The sequence below is a fragment of the Paramaledivibacter caminithermalis DSM 15212 genome (assembly GCF_900142245.1).
Taxonomy (GTDB): Bacteria; Bacillota; Clostridia; order Peptostreptococcales; family Caminicellaceae; genus Paramaledivibacter; species Paramaledivibacter caminithermalis.
Genome location: NZ_FRAG01000028.1, coordinates 1 through 18,523, shown reverse-complemented (window position 1 = coordinate 18,523; position 18,523 = coordinate 1). Strand labels below are relative to the sequence as shown.

At 31.2% G+C, this 18,523-nt stretch carries 17 protein-coding genes and 1 other annotated feature; of the genes, 16 read left to right on the top strand and 1 reads right to left on the bottom strand.

What is annotated here, in order from left to right; genetic code table 11:
• The 15 genes from BUB36_RS11415 to BUB36_RS11345 all read left to right on the top strand — a co-directional run bounded on the left by BUB36_RS11415 (position 1) and on the right by BUB36_RS11345 (position 17,154).
• A complete protein-coding gene (locus BUB36_RS11415; protein WP_242655789.1) occupies positions 1-1,284 on the top strand; it encodes an ABC transporter permease subunit in 1,284 nt (427 codons plus the stop codon).
• 275 nt (positions 1,285-1,559) lie between these two features.
• Complete coding sequence (infC, locus tag BUB36_RS11410) at positions 1,560-2,108, top strand: translation initiation factor IF-3 (RefSeq protein ID WP_073150142.1); 549 nt, start codon at positions 1,560-1,562, stop codon at positions 2,106-2,108.
• A 28-nt stretch (positions 2,109-2,136) separates the two neighbouring features.
• Complete coding sequence (gene rpmI, locus BUB36_RS11405) at positions 2,137-2,334, top strand: 50S ribosomal protein L35 (protein WP_073150140.1); 198 nt, start codon at positions 2,137-2,139, stop codon at positions 2,332-2,334.
• Between the two features lie 34 nt (positions 2,335-2,368).
• Positions 2,369-2,728: a 50S ribosomal protein L20 gene (gene rplT / locus BUB36_RS11400; protein ID WP_073150137.1), complete on the top strand. Its 360-nt coding sequence runs from the start codon at positions 2,369-2,371 to the stop codon at positions 2,726-2,728.
• A gap of 433 nt (positions 2,729-3,161) precedes the next feature.
• The gene (locus BUB36_RS11395) at positions 3,162-4,526 is read left to right on the top strand and encodes a TrkH family potassium uptake protein (RefSeq protein ID WP_073150135.1); all 1,365 of its coding nucleotides are present in this window, start codon (positions 3,162-3,164) and stop codon (positions 4,524-4,526) included.
• Between the two features lie 12 nt (positions 4,527-4,538).
• Positions 4,539-5,189 (top strand): potassium channel family protein, encoded by a 651-nt coding sequence (locus BUB36_RS11390; protein ID WP_073150132.1) that lies wholly within the window; start codon positions 4,539-4,541, stop codon positions 5,187-5,189.
• Positions 5,190-5,200: 11 nt separating this feature from the next.
• The gene (locus tag BUB36_RS11385; RefSeq protein ID WP_073150130.1) at positions 5,201-6,013 is read left to right on the top strand and encodes a TrmH family RNA methyltransferase; all 813 of its coding nucleotides are present in this window, start codon (positions 5,201-5,203) and stop codon (positions 6,011-6,013) included.
• A gap of 87 nt (positions 6,014-6,100) precedes the next feature.
• On the top strand, positions 6,101-6,193 hold the full coding sequence (locus BUB36_RS20655) for a YqzL family protein (RefSeq protein WP_073150127.1): 93 nt from the start codon (positions 6,101-6,103) through the stop codon (positions 6,191-6,193).
• A gap of 9 nt (positions 6,194-6,202) precedes the next feature.
• Positions 6,203-6,480: a binding site (T-box leader), on the top strand.
• An 86-nt stretch (positions 6,481-6,566) separates the two neighbouring features.
• A complete protein-coding gene (gene pheS, locus BUB36_RS11375; protein WP_073150124.1) occupies positions 6,567-7,586 on the top strand; it encodes a phenylalanine--tRNA ligase subunit alpha in 1,020 nt (339 codons plus the stop codon).
• A 94-nt stretch (positions 7,587-7,680) separates the two neighbouring features.
• Positions 7,681-10,074 (top strand): phenylalanine--tRNA ligase subunit beta, encoded by a 2,394-nt coding sequence (pheT, locus tag BUB36_RS11370; protein ID WP_073150122.1) that lies wholly within the window; start codon positions 7,681-7,683, stop codon positions 10,072-10,074.
• Positions 10,075-10,381: 307 nt separating this feature from the next.
• A complete protein-coding gene (locus BUB36_RS11365) occupies positions 10,382-10,942 on the top strand; it encodes a cell division protein ZapA (RefSeq protein ID WP_073150119.1) in 561 nt (186 codons plus the stop codon).
• 262 nt (positions 10,943-11,204) lie between these two features.
• Positions 11,205-13,664, top strand: coding sequence for a DUF3656 domain-containing U32 family peptidase (locus BUB36_RS11360; protein ID WP_073150116.1), 2,460 nt, complete (start codon positions 11,205-11,207; stop codon positions 13,662-13,664).
• A gap of 19 nt (positions 13,665-13,683) precedes the next feature.
• Positions 13,684-16,050: an endonuclease MutS2 gene (locus tag BUB36_RS11355; RefSeq protein WP_073150113.1), complete on the top strand. Its 2,367-nt coding sequence runs from the start codon at positions 13,684-13,686 to the stop codon at positions 16,048-16,050.
• 20 nt (positions 16,051-16,070) lie between these two features.
• Positions 16,071-16,526 carry a DUF523 domain-containing protein gene (locus BUB36_RS11350; RefSeq protein WP_073150195.1) on the top strand — a complete coding sequence of 152 codons (456 nt, stop codon included), beginning with the start codon at positions 16,071-16,073 and terminating at the stop codon, positions 16,524-16,526.
• A gap of 28 nt (positions 16,527-16,554) precedes the next feature.
• Positions 16,555-17,154 (top strand): GerMN domain-containing protein, encoded by a 600-nt coding sequence (locus BUB36_RS11345; protein WP_073150111.1) that lies wholly within the window; start codon positions 16,555-16,557, stop codon positions 17,152-17,154.
• 20 nt (positions 17,155-17,174) lie between these two features.
• Here the strand turns inward: BUB36_RS11345 and BUB36_RS11340 are convergent, their stop codons facing one another.
• Positions 17,175-18,092, bottom strand: a complete 918-nt coding sequence (locus tag BUB36_RS11340) for a rhomboid family intramembrane serine protease (RefSeq protein WP_073150108.1) — start codon at positions 18,090-18,092, stop codon at positions 17,175-17,177.
• Between the two features lie 216 nt (positions 18,093-18,308).
• Here BUB36_RS11340 and BUB36_RS11335 point away from each other — a divergent pair.
• The coding region (locus BUB36_RS11335) for a hypothetical protein (protein WP_073147045.1) at positions 18,309-18,523 on the top strand (215 nt) is incomplete at its 3' end.

Genomic DNA, 18,523 nt, shown 5'->3' with positions numbered 1-18,523 from the left:
ATGGATGAAATGAATAATATTAGTGTACAGGAATATAAAGACAAGGGAAAAAATTTAAAACGATTTTTTATAGAACACAGTGCTACGATGTTATTTTTAGTTATGTGTATTATTGCAAGTTATTTTTCAGGGTATCCTGTATCATCAATAGTAAGAGAGATTGTTACAAGACTTTCTAGAAATGCATTTTTAGTGCTTTCTCTTATTATACCTGTTCTAGCTGGGATGGGACTCAATTTTGGTATAGTTATAGGAGCCATGGCTGGACAGATAGCAATAGTAGCAGTAACTCATTTTGGAATATATGGAATTAAAGGTTTTTTACTTTGCATTGTTTTATCTACTCCACTGGCTATTATATTTGGTATATTGATAGGAAGATTACTGAATAAAACTAAGGGGCAAGAAATGATAGCAAGTCTTATTGCAGGCTTTTTTACAATGGGTTTATATCAATTTTTATTCTTGTTTATGATAGGAACAGTTATTCCAATGAAAAACAAGGTTCTTATGTTGAGCGGAGGCGTTGGAATAAGAAATACTATCGACTTGGGTAGAAATGATAAAGGTATAAAATATGCTCTAGACAATCTATGGAAAATGCCTTTATGGAAGCTTATGATTATAGCATCGATTATTTCTACTATAGTAATAATAACGATATATTTTTGGAATAAAAGGAAAGGAAAAGATGTAAATACTAGAAAGCTGATATTCAATTTGGGAATTAGTTTTTTAGTATTGCTCGGTGGTATAATTGTATTGAATGGAGGAAAGAGATTCGTAAGGATACAGGTACCAATGGTAACAGGAATGGTTATAGCTGGACTTTGTATATTTAATGTTTTAATTGTTAAGACTAAACTTGGACAAGATTTTAGAACAGTAGGGCAAGATATGCACATAGCAAAAGTTTCGGGAATAAATGTAGATAAAATAAGAATTATAGCTGTAACTATATCTATATTACTTGCTGCTTGGGGTCAAATAATATTTCTTCAAAATATTGGGACTCTTAGTACATATGGAAGCCACGTTCAGATAGCTACATTTTCAATAGCTGCCATACTTATTGGTGGAGCTTCTGTTTCGAGAGCTACAATTGGGCAAGCATTGCTTGGAGTAGTTTTGTTCCATACATTATTTTATGTTTCACCAAAGGCTGGAAACAATCTTTTTGGTGCAGCACAGATTGGAGAATATTTTAGAGCCTTTGTTGCATATGGTGTAATAGGTATATCACTAGGACTTCATGCATGGAGGAAGGCAGTAGGTAAAAAATAAAAAAAGGTTGACAGTTTATTCTAATAATGATAAACTTATTGTTAGAAAAGGATATTGAATACTAAAATAAAGTAGGAACATTCGTTTCTCACCTTATGATTATGTCATTAAGGTTAATATGGCCTAAACGATTATATTGTATTTATTGTTTTAATGTTTATAATTATGGCTATAAGGCGAATGTTTTTACATTCGTCTTTTTGTTTGAGGGCATTTTCTAGGAAAATCTGACCCGAAGCGTGGGGACTGGATATCCCTAAGTTCTTTTATTTTATATTAATTATGCTTTTAAAATTATCAGGAGGTGGACAATTATTAAAAATAAGCATGAGATTAACGAATCTATAAGAGACCGTGAAGTGAGACTCATTGACTCTGATGGCAATCAAGTAGGAATAGTATCATCGAGGAAAGCACTTGAGATGGCAGCACAGCAAAAACTTGATTTAGTGAAAATAGCTCCAAAGGCTAAACCCCCAGTGTGTAAGATTATGGATTTCGGAAAATTCAAGTATGAACAGTCCAAGAAAGAAAAGGAAGCTAAGAAAAAACAAAAAATAATCAATGTTAAGGAAGTTAGATTAAGTCTTAATATAGAAGATCATGATTTAAATACAAAGGCTAATAGAGCAATAAAATTCCTTGAAAAAGGTGATAAAGTAAAGGTTTCTTTAAGATTTAAAGGAAGAGAGCTAGGACATACTCATTTAGGTGTAGATGTCTTAAATAGATTTTTTTCTATAGTATCTGAAGTAGGTTCTATGGAGAAAAAGCCTAAAATGGAAGGCAGAAGTATGATAATGATTTTGGCTCCAAAAAATTAATATTAAAATGCTGAAGGGAGGAATTTAAATGCCTAAAATGAAAACTCATAGAGGGGCTGCGAAAAGATTAAAAGTTACTGGTTCTGGAAAGATCAAGAGAGCTAAGGCTTATAAAAGTCATATATTAACAAAAAAATCTTCTAAAAGAAAAAGAAACTTACGTCAATCTGGATTAGTTTCTAAAGGCGACCTAAAAAGAATTAAAAAAGTTATTCCATATTTATAGATACTAGGATGAAAAGTAAGGGAGGTAGGACAAAATGGCAAGAGTTAAGAAAGCTCTAAATGCTAAGAAAAAGCATAAAAAAATATTGAAGCTTGCTAAAGGATATTATGGTGCAAAAAGTAAACTTTTTAGACCTGCTAATGAAGCAGTTATGAGGTCTTTAAGATATGCGTATATAGGACGCAAATTAAGAAAGAGAGATTTTAGAAAACTTTGGATATCTAGAATTAATGCTGCAGCAAGAATGAATGATATTTCATATAGCAGATTAATCAATGGATTAAAACTTGCTGGTGTTAGTATAAATAGAAAAATGCTTTCAGAAATGGCTATTCATGATCCAGAAGGATTTAAACAGCTTGTTGAAGTTGCAAAGTCAAAACTGAATGCATAAATATAAATTTAGAAAAGTAAAACTTAGGGGATATTATAATATGTCTTCTAAGTTTTACTTATACTTGTAGCTAAAACTCACATTTAAGCTATATGGGCAAGTGCTATATTCTTTTTGTTGTTTATACTTTTAAAAAACAGATCAAAGTGGTATAATAAGGGATATGAAAAAAAGCACCTAATATTAGCTTTTTTAAACATTAAAATATTGATGCAAATTATTTTCTCTTAAAACTTACTAGAAAGACCCTAGTACTTGCAACATGGAACTTGCAACTTAAAACGCATCGAAGACGCCTTTGTTCTCCCCTATTTAAATGCTAGTAGACTTTATGGGGATAATTAATACAAGGTATGAAATACATAAAAAAGGAAATAAGAAGATATAATATTTTGAGTATATCTCTAAATATAAATCAAAATATTCGATTGGGGTGATTACAATCGAACAGAATAATACTATAAATAATTATAGATTAAATCCTGCACAAATATTAGTTTTAGGATTTGCAAGCATAATTTTGCTTGGAGCTATATTGCTTAATTTGCCTATTGCTTCAAAAACTGGTGAAAGTGTAGGGTTTGTGAATTCTATTTTTACTGCTACTTCAGCAGTATGTGTAACAGGATTAGTAGTTGTAGATACTGGTACATATTGGACTATGTTTGGACAGATTGTTATTTTAATGCTAATCCAAATTGGTGGTTTAGGTTTTATGACTATGGCTACTTTGGTAGCCTTTGTTATCGGTAAGCGTATTTCTTTGCGTGAAAGGTTAATTATGCAAGAAGCTTTAAACCAATTCAATATTTCAGGGCTAGTAAGACTTACTAAACATATCTTATTTACCACGTTTATAATTGAAGGTATAGGAGCATTCTTTTTGTACTTAAAATTTATTCAAGAATACGAGGCTCCAAAGGCTATACTGTTCGGAATTTTCCACTCTGTATCTGCATTTTGTAACGCAGGTTTTGACTTGATTGGAGAAGGTAGAAGTTTAACTCCCTATGTTGATGATATTTTAGTCAATGTTATTATATGGCTTCTTATTGTCATTGGAGGTATGGGTTTTACTGTTATAATGGATTTACTTACCTTTAAAAAATTTAGTAGATTGACATTACATACTAAATTGGTTTTATCTATAACAGGAATTCTTATTTTAACAGGATTTGCCTTCAGTTTTATTGTAGAATTTAATAATCCTGATACTTTAGGAAATCTTAGCATAAAGGGAAAGCTTCTAGGAAGTATGTTTCAAGGGATAACTCCTAGAACTGCTGGATTTAATACTTTGCCTATGGATAAACTTAGAATGGCATCAAAGTTTTTTATAATAATCCTAATGTTTATTGGAGGTTCACCTAGTTCTACGGCTGGAGGTATAAAGACTACTACTGTTGGTGTCCTAATTTTATCTATTATTTCAATAATAAGAGGGAAAAATGATACAGAAGTTTTTAATAGAAGAATAGCTAAAGATGTAATAAATAGAGCATTGGCCATAGCAGTTATTGGTATGCTGTGGGTAGCGGTTGTAACTATGATTCTTTCTATTACGGAAGCGAATAAAGATTTTCTTGATATTTTTTTCGAGACAGTTTCTGCTTTCGGCACAGTTGGATTATCACTTGGCATTACTTCTAAGCTTAGTTTGATAGGAAAGCTCGTTATATCTCTTACTATGTTTGCTGGAAGAGTTGGCACTTTGACTATTGTATTTGCTTTAGGTAGAAAGCAGCAGAATAATAAGGGTTTAATAAGGTATCCTGAGGGGAAAGTTATGGTAGGTTAGAGGGGTGACTTTATGAAAAAACAATTTGTAATTATTGGTTGTGGAAGATTTGGTTCAAGTGTTGCCAAAACTTTATATAGTATGGGACATGAGGTTCTAGTAATAGATAGAAATGAAGAAATAATACAAGCTGTTGCTGAACAAGTTACCCATGCTGTTCAAGCTGACGCTACTGATGAAAACTCAATAAAATCTTTGGGTATAAGAAATTTTGATGTTGCTGTGGTTACTATTGGATCAAATATTCAGTCTTCTATATTAGTTACTTTGATGATTAAGGAACTTGGAGTAGAATATGTTGTAGCTAAAGCTCAAAATGAGCTACATGCAAAGGTATTGTATAAGATTGGAGCAGATAGGGTTGTATTTCCAGAAAGAGAAATGGGAGTTAGAGTTGCTCATAACCTAGTTTCCTCAAATATAATGGACTATATAGAACTTGCGCCAGATTATAGTATTGTTGAAATTGCTACTTTGCATGAATGGATAGGAAAAAGCTTAAGGGAGTTGGATATGAGATCAAGATATGGAATTAACGTTATGGCTATAAAACGTGGACCCAATATTGATATTTCACCCATGGCTACTGATTCCATTGAAGAAGGTGATGTTTTAGTTGTTATTGGACATAATGACGATATACAAAAAATTGAGAGAAGATAGGTGTGTTATAGTTGTATTTAGAGATAACATCCACGGCTAACAATAATATTAAGCATGTCAAAGCACTGCATAAAAAAAAGTATAGAGAAGCATATAATGAATTCTTGGTAGAAGGTTTAAGAATCATGGAATATGCTTTAGATAATAATGCAGAGTTTAATTGTGTATATTATAATAACGAAATAACTAATAGCCAAAGAGGTAATGAATTACTAAAAAGAATTTCTAGTAAGAATATAAATTTATACAAGGTTAATAATAAAATATTTAGACATATATCTACGACTGATAGTCCTCAGGGCATTTTAGGGGTTGTTAAAAGACAACATTATGACTTAAAAGAAATAATGAAAAAAGACAAATTTTTTCTTATAATTCTTGACAGGCTTCAAGACCCAGGAAATGTTGGTACTATTATCAGGACTTCAGATGCAGCTGGTGCTGATGGCATAATAGCCTTGAAGGGTACCGTAGATATTTACAACAGTAAGACCATTAGATCTACTATGGGATCGATTTTTACAATTCCAATTATTAATATAGACGATGTAGATGAATTAGTTAAAGTTTTAGAGTCAAATGGGGCAGATATTATAGCTACAACCTTAAAGGCTGATAAATATAACTTTGAGGTACAGTATGGAAATAAAAATGCTATTATTATAGGGAATGAAGCAAATGGCATTTCAGATAAGTTAATTAGGTATTCTAATATAAAAGTAAAAATACCTATAATTGGGAATGCTGAATCATTAAATGCATCCATAGCATCAGGAATAATTATATATGAATTAGTTAGGCAAAGTTATTTTCAGAAAATTTGATAATTTATCGAAATAACTACTTGTAAACCTTTTTTTACTGTGCTATAATTTAACCAAAGTAGACTAGTGAAAAGGGGTGCATCTATTATGCTTCATATGGCTCAATTCTTTTGGAAAATTTTTATGTTAACTGGAAATTTAGATGCGTATCTCTTATATAAGCAAATAATGGGTTGTTAAATTTATATTGAATCAGCTATGAAGGAGAAAAGTAGGATAAATGCTATTTACAGAGAGGAAATGCCATAGGCTGAGAGCGTTTCTATATACAGGTTTATCCGAAGTTCACTCTAGAGCTATAAGGCTGAAATTTAGTAGGCTTTATCGGATGACATCGTTATAATGTCCAAGAGAGGTTAGGTATATATATTTACCTTTTTCTATATTTTTTATAGGTATTAAAGGAGTAAATATATTCATAGCTTATCAAATAGGGTGGTACCGCGATTATAACCTTCGTCCCTAGTGGATGGAGGGTTTAATATTTTTTGAAGAATATAGAGTGACTATAATAAACTTTTAGTTTTATCTATCTAAAGAAAGGAGATTAACAATGAAGGAACAACTTTTACAGATTCTAGAAAAAGTTAAGAATGATATTGCTGCTGCTGAAGCCTTAAATCAATTAGAGCAAATTAGAGTAAAATACTTAGGTAAAAAGGGAGAGCTTACCCTTTTACTAAGAGAAATGGGTAAACTTTCAAAGGAAATGAGACCGATAATTGGTAAATTAGCAAATGAAGTAAGGGATTCCATAGAAAAAACCTTAGAAGAGAGTAAAGCAAAAATAAAGGAAAAAGAAAAAAAAGCTAGATTGGAAAGAGAAGTCATTGATGTTACCATATCTGGAAATTATAGAAAAATAGGACATAAGCATCCACTTACACAGGTATTAGATGAAATAAAAAGCATATTTATAGGTATGGGCTATAAAATAGCTGAAGGACCTGAGGTTGAAACTGTTTATTATAATTTCGATGCATTAAATGCTCCAAAGGATCATCCTTCTAGGGATCTTTCAGATACATTTTATATAAATAAGAACATTCTACTTAGAACTCAAACATCACCTGTACAAGTTAGAACCATGCAAAAGGCAAAGCCTCCAATAAGAATAATTTCACCTGGTAGATGCTTTCGTTCAGATGAAATAGATGCAACCCATTCCCCAATGTTTCATCAAGTAGAAGGTCTCGTTGTGGATGAAAATATTACTTTTGGAGACTTAAAAGGGACTTTAGATGCCTTTGCAAAACGACTTTTTGGAATAAATACTAAGACTAAGTTTAGACCCCATTACTTTCCATTCACTGAACCAAGCGGTGAGGTAGATGTGTCTTGCTTTAAATGTGGTGGTAATGGATGTAGAATGTGTAAAGGCAGTGGATGGATTGAAATATTAGGCTGTGGTATGGTGCATCCAAATGTATTGAAGGAATGTGGAATTGATCCAGAGGTTTATAGTGGCTTTGCATTTGGTATGGGACTAGATAGAATAACCATGCTTAAGTATGAAATTGAAGACATACGTCTTTTCTTTGAAAATGACATGAGATTTATAGATCAGTTTTAAGATAATTAATAATTATAGGGATTTAAGTAGAGTCTTTAATTTATAGCATTGGAAATATATATAATTAGCTGTTAAACAAGTAAGGAGGAAGAATATGTTAGTGCCTGTAAGTTGGTTAAAAGATTATGTTGATATAGATAATATCCCAGTAGAAGAATTGAATGAGAAATTAATATTATCAGGATCAAATACTGAGGGTGTTGTGAAGGTTATAGAAGAAGCAAAAAAAATAGTTATAGGAAAGATAATTGAAATTAAAAAGCATCCTAATGCTGATAAATTAATAATTCCTATGGTTGATATTGGTGATGAGATTATCCAAATAGTAACAGGGGCTGAAAATATTAAAGTAGGAGATTATGTTCCTGTTGCATTAGTTGGATCTAGACTGCCTAGAGGGATTAAGATAAAAAGAGGTAAGCTTAGAGGAGAAGTATCCAATGGTATGCTTTGTTCAGCAGAGGAATTAGGCTTTAATGATAACGTAATTCCAAAAGAAATGAGAGATGGAATACTTATACTTAAGGGAGAATATACTCTTGGTATGGAAATCCAGGAAGCTTTAGAACTCAATGACTATGTTATAGAATTTGAAATAACTCCTAATAGACCTGATTGTTTAAGCATGATAGGAATGGCTAGAGAAACCTCTGCTACCTTTAATCTATCTGTAAATTATCCTCAGATAAGCCTGAAGAATGAAACAGAGAATATAAAGGATTATGTATCTATAGAGGTTAAGGATTTTGACCTATGCAGAAGATATGCTGGTAGAGTTGTAAAGGATATTAAAATTGAGCAATCACCTAGTTGGCTTCAACTAAGGTTGATGAAAGCAGGGGTTAGACCTATTAATAATATTGTTGATATAACAAACTATGTTATGCTCGAGTACGGTCAGCCATTGCATGCCTTTGATTTAGACAAGCTAGAAGAAAAGAAAATAATTGTTAGGAGAGCTGCTGAAGATGAAAAAATAATAACTTTAGATGGTGTAGAAAGGAAACTAGACAAAGAGGTACTTGTTATTGCAGATGCTCAAAAACCCGTAGCTTTAGCTGGAATAATGGGAGGACAAGACTCTGAGATATCAGATAATACGAAGACTATATTTTTAGAATCTGCCAATTTTAACAGAAAAAATGTAAGAACTTCTTCAAGAAAATTAGGACTTAGAACAGAAGCTTCTTCAAGATTTGAGAAGGGCATAGATCCAAATATAGTTGAAATAGCTGTTGACAGGGCATGTCAACTAATTGAAGAGCTCGGTGCAGGCAAGATTATAAAGGATAAAATAGATATCTATAAGGATGAACTTAAGGAATGGACAATCAAGGTTAGACCAAATAGAATAAATAGGCTATTAGGAACTAAGCTGAGTATAGATGAAATAAGTGATATATTGAAAAGATTAGAGCTATTAGTAGAAAGACAAGGAGAAGAGCTTTTAGTTATCATTCCAACCTTTAGACAGGATTTAGTTAAGGAAATAGATATCGTAGAAGAAGTTGCAAGAATATATGGATATAATGTTATAGAATCAACACTTCCAAAGGGGTCAACCTGGGGAGCTAAGACCAATGCTCAAGAAGTTGAAGATTATACAAAAGATATATTAAATGCTTTAGGATTTAACGAAATAACTACATATTCCTTTGTTAGTCCAAAGAGTTTAAATCTGATAAATATTCCTGAAGATAGCTTTTTAAGAAGAAGTGTTGAACTGATTAATCCATTAGGTGAAGAATATAGTATGATGAGAACATCCCTAGTGCCTAATATGATGGATGTGTTATCTACTAACTATAAGAGAAAGGTACCAGAAGCTTTAGCCTTTGAATTAGGTAATATTTTCATTCCCCATAATATTCCTGTGAATTCACTGCCTATAGAGAAGAAAATGTTGACTTTAGGTATGTATGGAGATAAAGTTGATTTCTTCAGTTTAAAGGGTGCTGTTTGTGAGTTTTTAAATAGATTAGGTATCAAGGATTTAGGTTTTGAGCCAGAAAAGAACCATCCTTCATTCCACCCAGGTAGATGTGCTAGTATTGTTTATGGGAATCACATCCTAGGGACTTTAGGAGAAATTTATCCTGATGTATTAGAAAACTATGGGTTTGACAGTAGGGTGTATATTGCAGATATAGATTTCAATATTTTACTTCAAATAACAAGGCTGGATCGAATTTACAAACCTCTACCAAAATATCCTGCAATCTTTAGAGATATGGCAATTATTGTAGATGAAGAAATATACAATAAGGAAATTGAAGCTATTATTTTAGAAAATGGTGGCTCTATACTTGAGTCATGTACATTATTTGATATATATAGAGGACAGCAAATTTCTAAGGGACAAAAAAGTATGGCCTACGCTTTGACATTTAGGGCACAGGATAGAACTCTTACAGATGAGGAAGTAAATAAAGTATTTGATAATATTTTAAAACAGCTAAGGGATAAATTAAATGCTGAATTAAGATAGTATAAGTTAAGAAAGAAAAGTAAATACTAAATAGTCGTTACTGATTAGTTTAATATACTAAATTATCAATTATGATAGGAACTATTTCAATGAGTTGATTTAGGTATATAAGAAGTAACGACTATTTTTTTGGCTTCATAATATATTTCAGACTTATTAGACTTAAAATATGGTAAGATTAGTATATAGTCAGTATTGATTTTTCATTGTAAAATTTTACATTTTGATATTTATAGGAGGAAATTTTATTATTGTATAGAAATATTTATTTAAGTGATTTGTTAAGTCTAAAGGGGTTGTATAATATATGACAAATAAGAACAGGGTCATAGTAAAAATATTAGGACAAGAATATACAATGGTTAGTGATGAACCAAGGGAGTATATGCAAAAGGTAGCTAATTATGTTGATGATAAAATGGTAGAAATTGCTGAAAAAAATAAAAAATTTAGTACAGCTATGGTAGCGGTTTTAACTGCCCTAAATATTGGAGATGAATATTTTAAATTAGCTGATGATTACCACAAGATTAAGGGAGAACATGGAAAGCCTGTGGAGGAATTAGAGAAAGCCAAGGAGCTTCTATCGTTATCATCTATGAAAATGGAAAAAATGGAAAAGGAATACGAAGGTTTATTAGAAGAATATGAAGAGATGCAAGAGAATTTTAGAAAAATGGAAGCAAGCTACATGGAATTAAGGGAAGAAGTAAATAGACTTAGCTATGAGTGTAATATAAAAGATAATAAGCTTAAAAAAGCAGAAAAAATTAATGAGGACTTAAAAAATAAACTTATGCAAAGTGAAATTAAATTAGTACAAACAAAAAAAGAACTTCAAGAATTTATTGAAGCTTTTGATGAATAGCATAGATGTTCAAGTAAAACAGTTGATTTATGCACATCAAAAATCCTTAAAAGCTCTGGATATTTTGATATATATAAATTAAGTTTTACTATGGGAAATCTATATATCTAGACTATTAAAGAATAAATGAAATTTATCTTGAAAGTAGTGATATAATAATATTACTACTTTTTTGATGAGTAGAAATTTGATATCTTTAAATAAAGTTTTGTAAACAATAGGTAATAGCTATAACCTATAAAATAATTTTAGGAGTGATTCTGTGAAAAAAGTAGAACTCTTAGCTCCTGTCGGAAGCTTTGAAGCTTTAGTAGCGGCTGTGCAAAATGGTGCCGATGCAGTGTATTTAGGTGGTAAAAAATTTGGTGCAAGACAATATGCTAATAACTTCGATGAGGATACATTGATAGAGGCGGTAGAATATTGTCATATAAGAGGAGTAAAGGTCTATGTAACTATTAATACTCTGGTTTCAAATGATGAATTCGAGGAATTCATGAAGTATGTAGGGTTCCTATATGATATAGACGTTGATGCAGTAATTATTCAAGATTTAGGAGTCTTAAAGGCTATCAAAAGAAATTTTCCTGATTTTGAAATCCATGCCAGTACACAGATGACAATCCATAATCTTGAGGGAATTAAATTATTAAAGGATTTGGGAGTAAAGAGGACAGTTTTAGCTAGAGAAATGAAATTAAGGGATATAGAGTATATAAAAGAAAATAGCGATATGGAAATAGAAGTATTTATCCATGGTGCTTTATGTATTTGTTATTCGGGGCAATGTCTGATGAGCAGCCTGATAGGGGGAAGAAGCGGTAATAGAGGAAGATGTGCTCAGCCATGCAGACTTCCATATAAGTTATTAGATATCGAAACTAAAAAAGAGATACAAGCTTTTAATGGAGATTATATACTTAGCCCCAGAGACTTAAATACCATAGAGGATCTAGATAGATTGCTAAAGCTAGGAATCGAATCCTTAAAAATTGAAGGAAGAATGAAAAGGCCAGAATATGTTGCTACCGTTGTAAAGGCATATAGAAACGCCATTGATATGTATTATAGAGATGGTAGAATAAAAATTGATCATGAGACAAAAAAAGATTTACTACAAATATTCAATAGAAAATTTACCAAAGGTCATATTTTTAATGAAACAAATAGTCAGATAATGGGCTATGAAAAGCCTGGTAATAGAGGTGTAGAGATTGGTCATGTTATTGCATTTGATAAAGAGAAGCAAAGAGTTAAAATCAAGTTAAGTGGAGAAATAAATATTGGCGATGGCATTGAGATTAGAAATAGTAAAACTAAGGATAATGGTACAAAGGTTAGAAAAATATTTAAAGATAATAAAATTAAAGAAAGCGCCTTAAAAGGAGAGATAGTCGAAATAGAATTAAGGGGGCAAGTCCATAAGGGGGATAGAGTCTTTAAAACCTCTGATAGCAAGCTTCTTGAAAAAGCAGCAGAAAGCTACAGGAGGGAAAATAAAATAATTCCTATTTCTGCAGCTGTCAAGGGAAGGTTAGGAGAAGTATTAGAGCTTTATATTTGTGACGATAATGATAATTATGTTTCTGTTAAGGGAAAACAGAAGATTGAAAAAGCAATAAATAGACCTTTAAGTAAAGAAAGAATAATAAAACAATTAAAAAAATTAGGAAATACGCCTTATAGCATAGAAAAAGCTGAAATTGACATAGATGAAAATATATCAATACCAATAGGTGAAATAAACAGCATAAGACGTGAAGCAATTGATAATTTAAATGATATGAGAAAAAGGATTAATAATAGGAGAAAAACAAATATTGATATTAAAGTTATCGATGGCACTAATATTAAAGATAAAAAAACCAGTATTTCTTTAGCTGGGTATGTTAATAATCTAGAACAGCTAAAGGCTATATTGACTACTAAAATAGATATAATATACTATTCCAATATGTTGGATATTCATAGGGCATATGATATGTCCCATAAAAATAATAAGCTCCTTATACCGGCATTAAGCAGAATTACTAATAATGCTGAACTTGATGTTTTATATAATAAAAAAGAAATAATTAATAGAAATAAACATATCTTATTATCAAATCATGGTCAGCTTAATATGTTTAAGGATTATGATATAGATATACATGCTGATTTTTCCTTTAATATTTTTAACAGCTTAGCTGCTCAGCAAATGAGTGATTTGAATGTATCAACCATTACACTATCACCAGAGCTGAATTTTCAACAATTAAAGGATTTAATTTCTAAAGCTGAGATTGATTGTGAAATGATTGTTTATGGTCATCTACCAATGATGATAACCGAATATTGTCTCATAAATATATTAGCTGAAAAAAATGATAAAAAAGGCTGTGGTATATGTAAAAATAAAAAATATGGTTTAAAGGATAGATATGGATTGGTGTTCCCTTTGCAAACAGATACCAATTGCAGAACACAAATATTAAATTCAAAGAAACTGTTTTTAATTGAATACATGAAAGAAATTATTAATAGCAATGTTGGTATTATGAGATTACAGTTTACAAATGAAGATAAAAATGAAATAATAAGTATAGTAAAGGCTTATAATGAAACATTGGCTAGGATTCTAAAGGGTCAAAGGGGACTTACTAGTGAAGCTAAAGAATTAATTGATAGCTATAAGAATAAAGATGATTATACTAAAGGACATTTTTCCAGGGGAGTAATTTAGGAATATAAGGAGAATGAGTATGAATGAACGAACCATTAGGGTTTTAGAATATGAAAAAATAAAAAACAAGCTTAAAAAACAAGCAACTTCACAGTTGGGTAAAGAGCTTATAGAAAAACTAGAACCTATAAATGATTTTAATGAGGTACAGCAAAGATTGATGGAGACTTCTGAAGCTGTAAGTCTAGTTATTCAAAAGGGCAATATACCTATTGGTCCAATATATGATTTAAAAAGATATCTAAAGATTGCTGAAATTGGGTCATATCTATATCCAAAACAGCTTCTTGAGGTGGGTGATACACTTAGAACTGCCAGAGTTCTTAAAAATTTTATTAAATCTGAGGATTCCGATAAATTTTCACCCCTTCAAAGTCTGATATCCAATATTAGTACCTATAAGAATATTGAGAGTCGTATAGAAGAAGCTATTATAGGGGAGGATGAAATATCTGATAATGCAAGTCCAACTTTAAGGAATATCAGAAGACAGATAGAAAACAAAAACACTGCCATTAGAAATAAATTGAATTCAATTATTAATTCCTCAAGAACTCAAAAATTTTTGCAGGATGCAATAATTACAATAAGACAGGATAGGTTTGTAGTACCTGTAAAAGCAGAAAATAAAAAGGATGTTCCTGGACTTGTTCATGACCAATCCGCCAGTGGTGCAACACTTTTCATCGAACCTATGGCTATAGTTGAAATGAATAATGAGTTGAAGGAGCTTAAGTTAAAGGAAAAAGCAGAAATTGAAAGAATCCTTAGAGAAATTTCTGGACAAATTGGAGAAGTAACAGGAAATATAAAGATTAATCAAGAAATCCTAGCAAATATAGACTTTATTTTTGCAAAGGCAAAACTATCACTTTCTATGAAGGGGATTGAGCCTAAGTTAAATAATCGTGGCTATATCAGAATAAAAAAGGGGAGACATCCACTAATCGACCCCAATGAAGTTGTACCTACTGATCTGTGGATAGGAGACAAATTTGACACGCTACTTATAACTGGACCTAACACTGGTGGGAAAACTGTAACTCTAAAAACCGTTGGACTTATGGTGCTTATGACTCAATCAGGTTTGCATGTGCCAGCAGATTATGGAACTGAAATTTCCATATTTAATCAAGTATATGCAGATATAGGTGATGAACAAAGCATTGAGCAGAGTCTTAGTACATTTTCATCCCATATGACAAATATTGTTGAGATATTAAAAAATGTCACAAATAGTGATTTGGTGATATTGGATGAATTGGGATCAGGCACAGATCCTACCGAAGGAGCTGCTCTTGCTATGTCTATATTAACTCATCTTTATAATAAAGGTGTAAAGACAATAGCTACTACCCACTATAGTGAATTAAAGCAATTTGCACTTTCGAATGAAGGTATAGAAAATGCATGTGTGGAATTTGACGTTGAAACCTTAAGTCCCACATATAGGCTTCTTATTGGAATACCTGGCAAGTCCAATGCTTTAGAAATATCAAGAAGACTTGGTCTAAGTGAAGATATAATAAATAAATCTAAGGAATTTATAACCAATGAAGACATTGAATTTGAAAAAATAATTTCAACTATTGAAAGTAATAGAAAAACTGCTGAACAGGAAAGAGACGAAGCAATTAGACTAAGATTAGAAGTTCAAAGACTTAAGGAAAATTATGAAAAGAAATACGAAAAATTGCAGCAGCAAAAGGATAGAGAAATCAGAAAAGCTAAGGAAGAAGCAAGAAAAATATTGAAGGAAGCAAAAAGAGAAGCAGACGAAATAGTTAAAGAGCTAAGAAATATATCCAAGGATGTTGGGAAAGAAAGAAATAAGAGAATAGAAGAGCTTAGAAAAAAGATGAAGTCAAATATGGAAGACCTTCATGAACCTGTATTTTTTGATGAAGATATGTCCTTTTCGGAGCCACCAAAGAATTTAAATATTGGTGATTCTGTCAAAGTTCTAAATCTTAATCAAGAAGGAACTGTTTTGACTAAACCTAATCAAAATGGTGATTTAAATGTTCAGGTTGGAATAATGAAAATTAATGTAAATATATCTAACCTAAGGCTGATAAATGAGGGAAAAGAAAGCTCTAAAAAAACCAATATAGGGTCTATAATGAAAACAAAGACGCAAAATATAAAAAAAGAAATAGACTTAAGGGGTCAAACATTGGAGGAAGCATCGATTAATCTAGACAAGTATTTAGATGATGCTTATTTAGCAAAGCTGGAAAGTGTCACTATTATTCATGGAAAAGGTACTGGTGCATTGAGAAAGGGAATAAAGGATTTTCTTAGGAGACATGCCCATGTTAAAGCCTTTAGAGAAGGAATATATGGGGAGGGTGGATCAGGAGTAACCATCGTAGAATTAAAGTGATAGCTTATGAGGTGATATATGTGATTTTAATTAGTGCATGTTTACTCGGCTTGAATTGTAGATACAATGGAGGCAATAACTTAGACAAAGAGCTTATGAAATACCTAAAGGATAAAGAATATGTTATAGCCTGTCCTGAACAACTTGGAGGATTACCTACTCCTCGAAACCCTAGTGAAATAGTTTTTGGAGATGGAAAGGAAGTTTTGGATGGAAAATCCAGAGTGAAGGATAATAAAGGACAGGACGTAACTATGTCATTTATTAAAGGTGCTAGAGAAACCCTCAAAATAGCTAAGCTTTACAATGTAAAGACTGCTATATTAAAGGAGAAAAGCCCATCCTGTGGTAATGTTGCTATTTATGATGGAAGTTTTTGCGGCAAGCTTAAAGAGGGTAGTGGGATTACAGCTGAGCTGCTTAAGCAAAATGGCATCTTGGTTTTTAATGAAAATAATTATAAAGAAAATATTTAGTGGAGATTTTAATTAAGGGGGAAAACAAATGAAAAGAATAGTAAGTTGTTTACTTATAGGAGTTTTAATTTTAGGTATGCTATCTGCATGTAAAAAGAAGGACGAAGCGGAAGAAGTAAGTCTTGAGCAAACTCCTTTAGAAAATCAAGCTGAAGAAGTAGAAGCTAATAATGATTTTAATGCAGAAGAAGAGCTTCCAGAAGAGGTCGAGTATATCTTATATTTAAGATATAAGGACAAGCCCTTTTTATATGATGAATATTTTACTGTTAATATAAATGATGATAATTTCAAAGATAAATCCATAGAAGAATTTGTTATTCAGCAGCTTATGGACTATAAAAAAGAAGGGGAATTCATTACCCCTGTTCCAGAAGGAACTAAATTATTATCCATAAAAAGAGAAGGGAAGAATGTTATAGTTAATCTTTCTAAGGAGTTCAAAGAAAAGAAAATGTCTACCACTGATGCTAAGCTAACAACTGGTGGAATAATAAATTCACTCGTGGCACTGCCAGGTAATGAAACTGTACAAATCATGGTGGAAGGTGAAATTCTAGAAAACTTCAATGGAGTGAAGCTTTCTGAGCCATTATATTTCATAGAGGGATTGTTTCCAGATAAATAGCATCCAAAAAGTAGCCATTTTTAAAGGCTATTTTTTTGGATTGCATCTAAAATTTCTTTGGCTTCCACAAATTTAGGATTTATTTCTACTGCTTTCTGAAAATGATATATAGCCTTTTTAGTATTACCCTCAGATAAATATATATGGCCTAGATAATAGTAAAAAACTTCGACAGTATTATTTCTTGAAAGACCAATGATGAATTGTTCCTTTGCTTTAATGATTTTATTTTGTTTTAAATATTCTTCACCTTTATAAAGGTTGTATTCCCAATCATTTTGATTGAGACTAATACCTGTTATTAGTGATATACATATTAATAAGATAGTCAATATTTTAGCTGGTATTTTCTTAGGAGAAAGAAATTTTTCAACTCTAATACCGACGGACCAACTAACGATAAATCCTCCGATTAGACCACAAATATGGGCCCAGTTGTCTATATTTGGAAAAATGATTCCAAATAATAGGTTTATTCCTATGACCGTTAATAGATTCTTAAGAAAGGCGATGTTAAATACATCGGGTTTACTTATATAAAGATAAATATAGGCTCCAAACAAGCCAAAAATAGCTCCAGATGCACCTACGGCAACTGATTTCGTAAAGATAAAGCTGCCAATACTACCAAATATTCCAGCTGTTAAATAGATTATGATAAACTTATACTTTCCGTATATAAGCTCTATATTTTTACCTAATATATTTAGAGCATACATGTTAAATAGAAGGTGAGTAAGATCTGAATGTAAAAATATAGGAGTAATTAATCTATAATACTGCCCTGAGGCAACCATTGGATTATATTTGGCTCCAAATCTTATTAAAGTGTAGATGTTAAAATTAAAGGATTTATCTACAAAAAACATAAGGATACAGATTAAAGCATTAATTAATATAATAATGTGAGTCAAGTATAATTTCTTAATTTTAATCATAAATTAAATAAATACCTCCATTTAAAAAGGATATAATAATTTTAACAAATAAATCAAAGAAATAAAAGAAATAAAAGAAATAAAAAGGTAACCTTTGATAATTAATTGAGCTTAGTGTAAAATTATTGTAGGAAAAAAATAAAAAGAGAATAGCTTCTTATGTTAAGATGGAAGTGTATAAGCAACACATCAAAACATATGAAAGGAGCTATTCTCATGAATAATATTATACAGGAAATTATGACAAAAATCATTAAAGATAACAATAAAAATATGGAAAAACTATTTACAGAGCATAAGGACATTTCAAGATATATTTTAGATACTAAGAAAATGCTTGATGAAATAGGAATAGCTATAGTAGAAGAAGCATTGAAGATATGTGATGAAATTATAAAAGAATCTTCTAATAGGAAAAAGAATTGGTATGT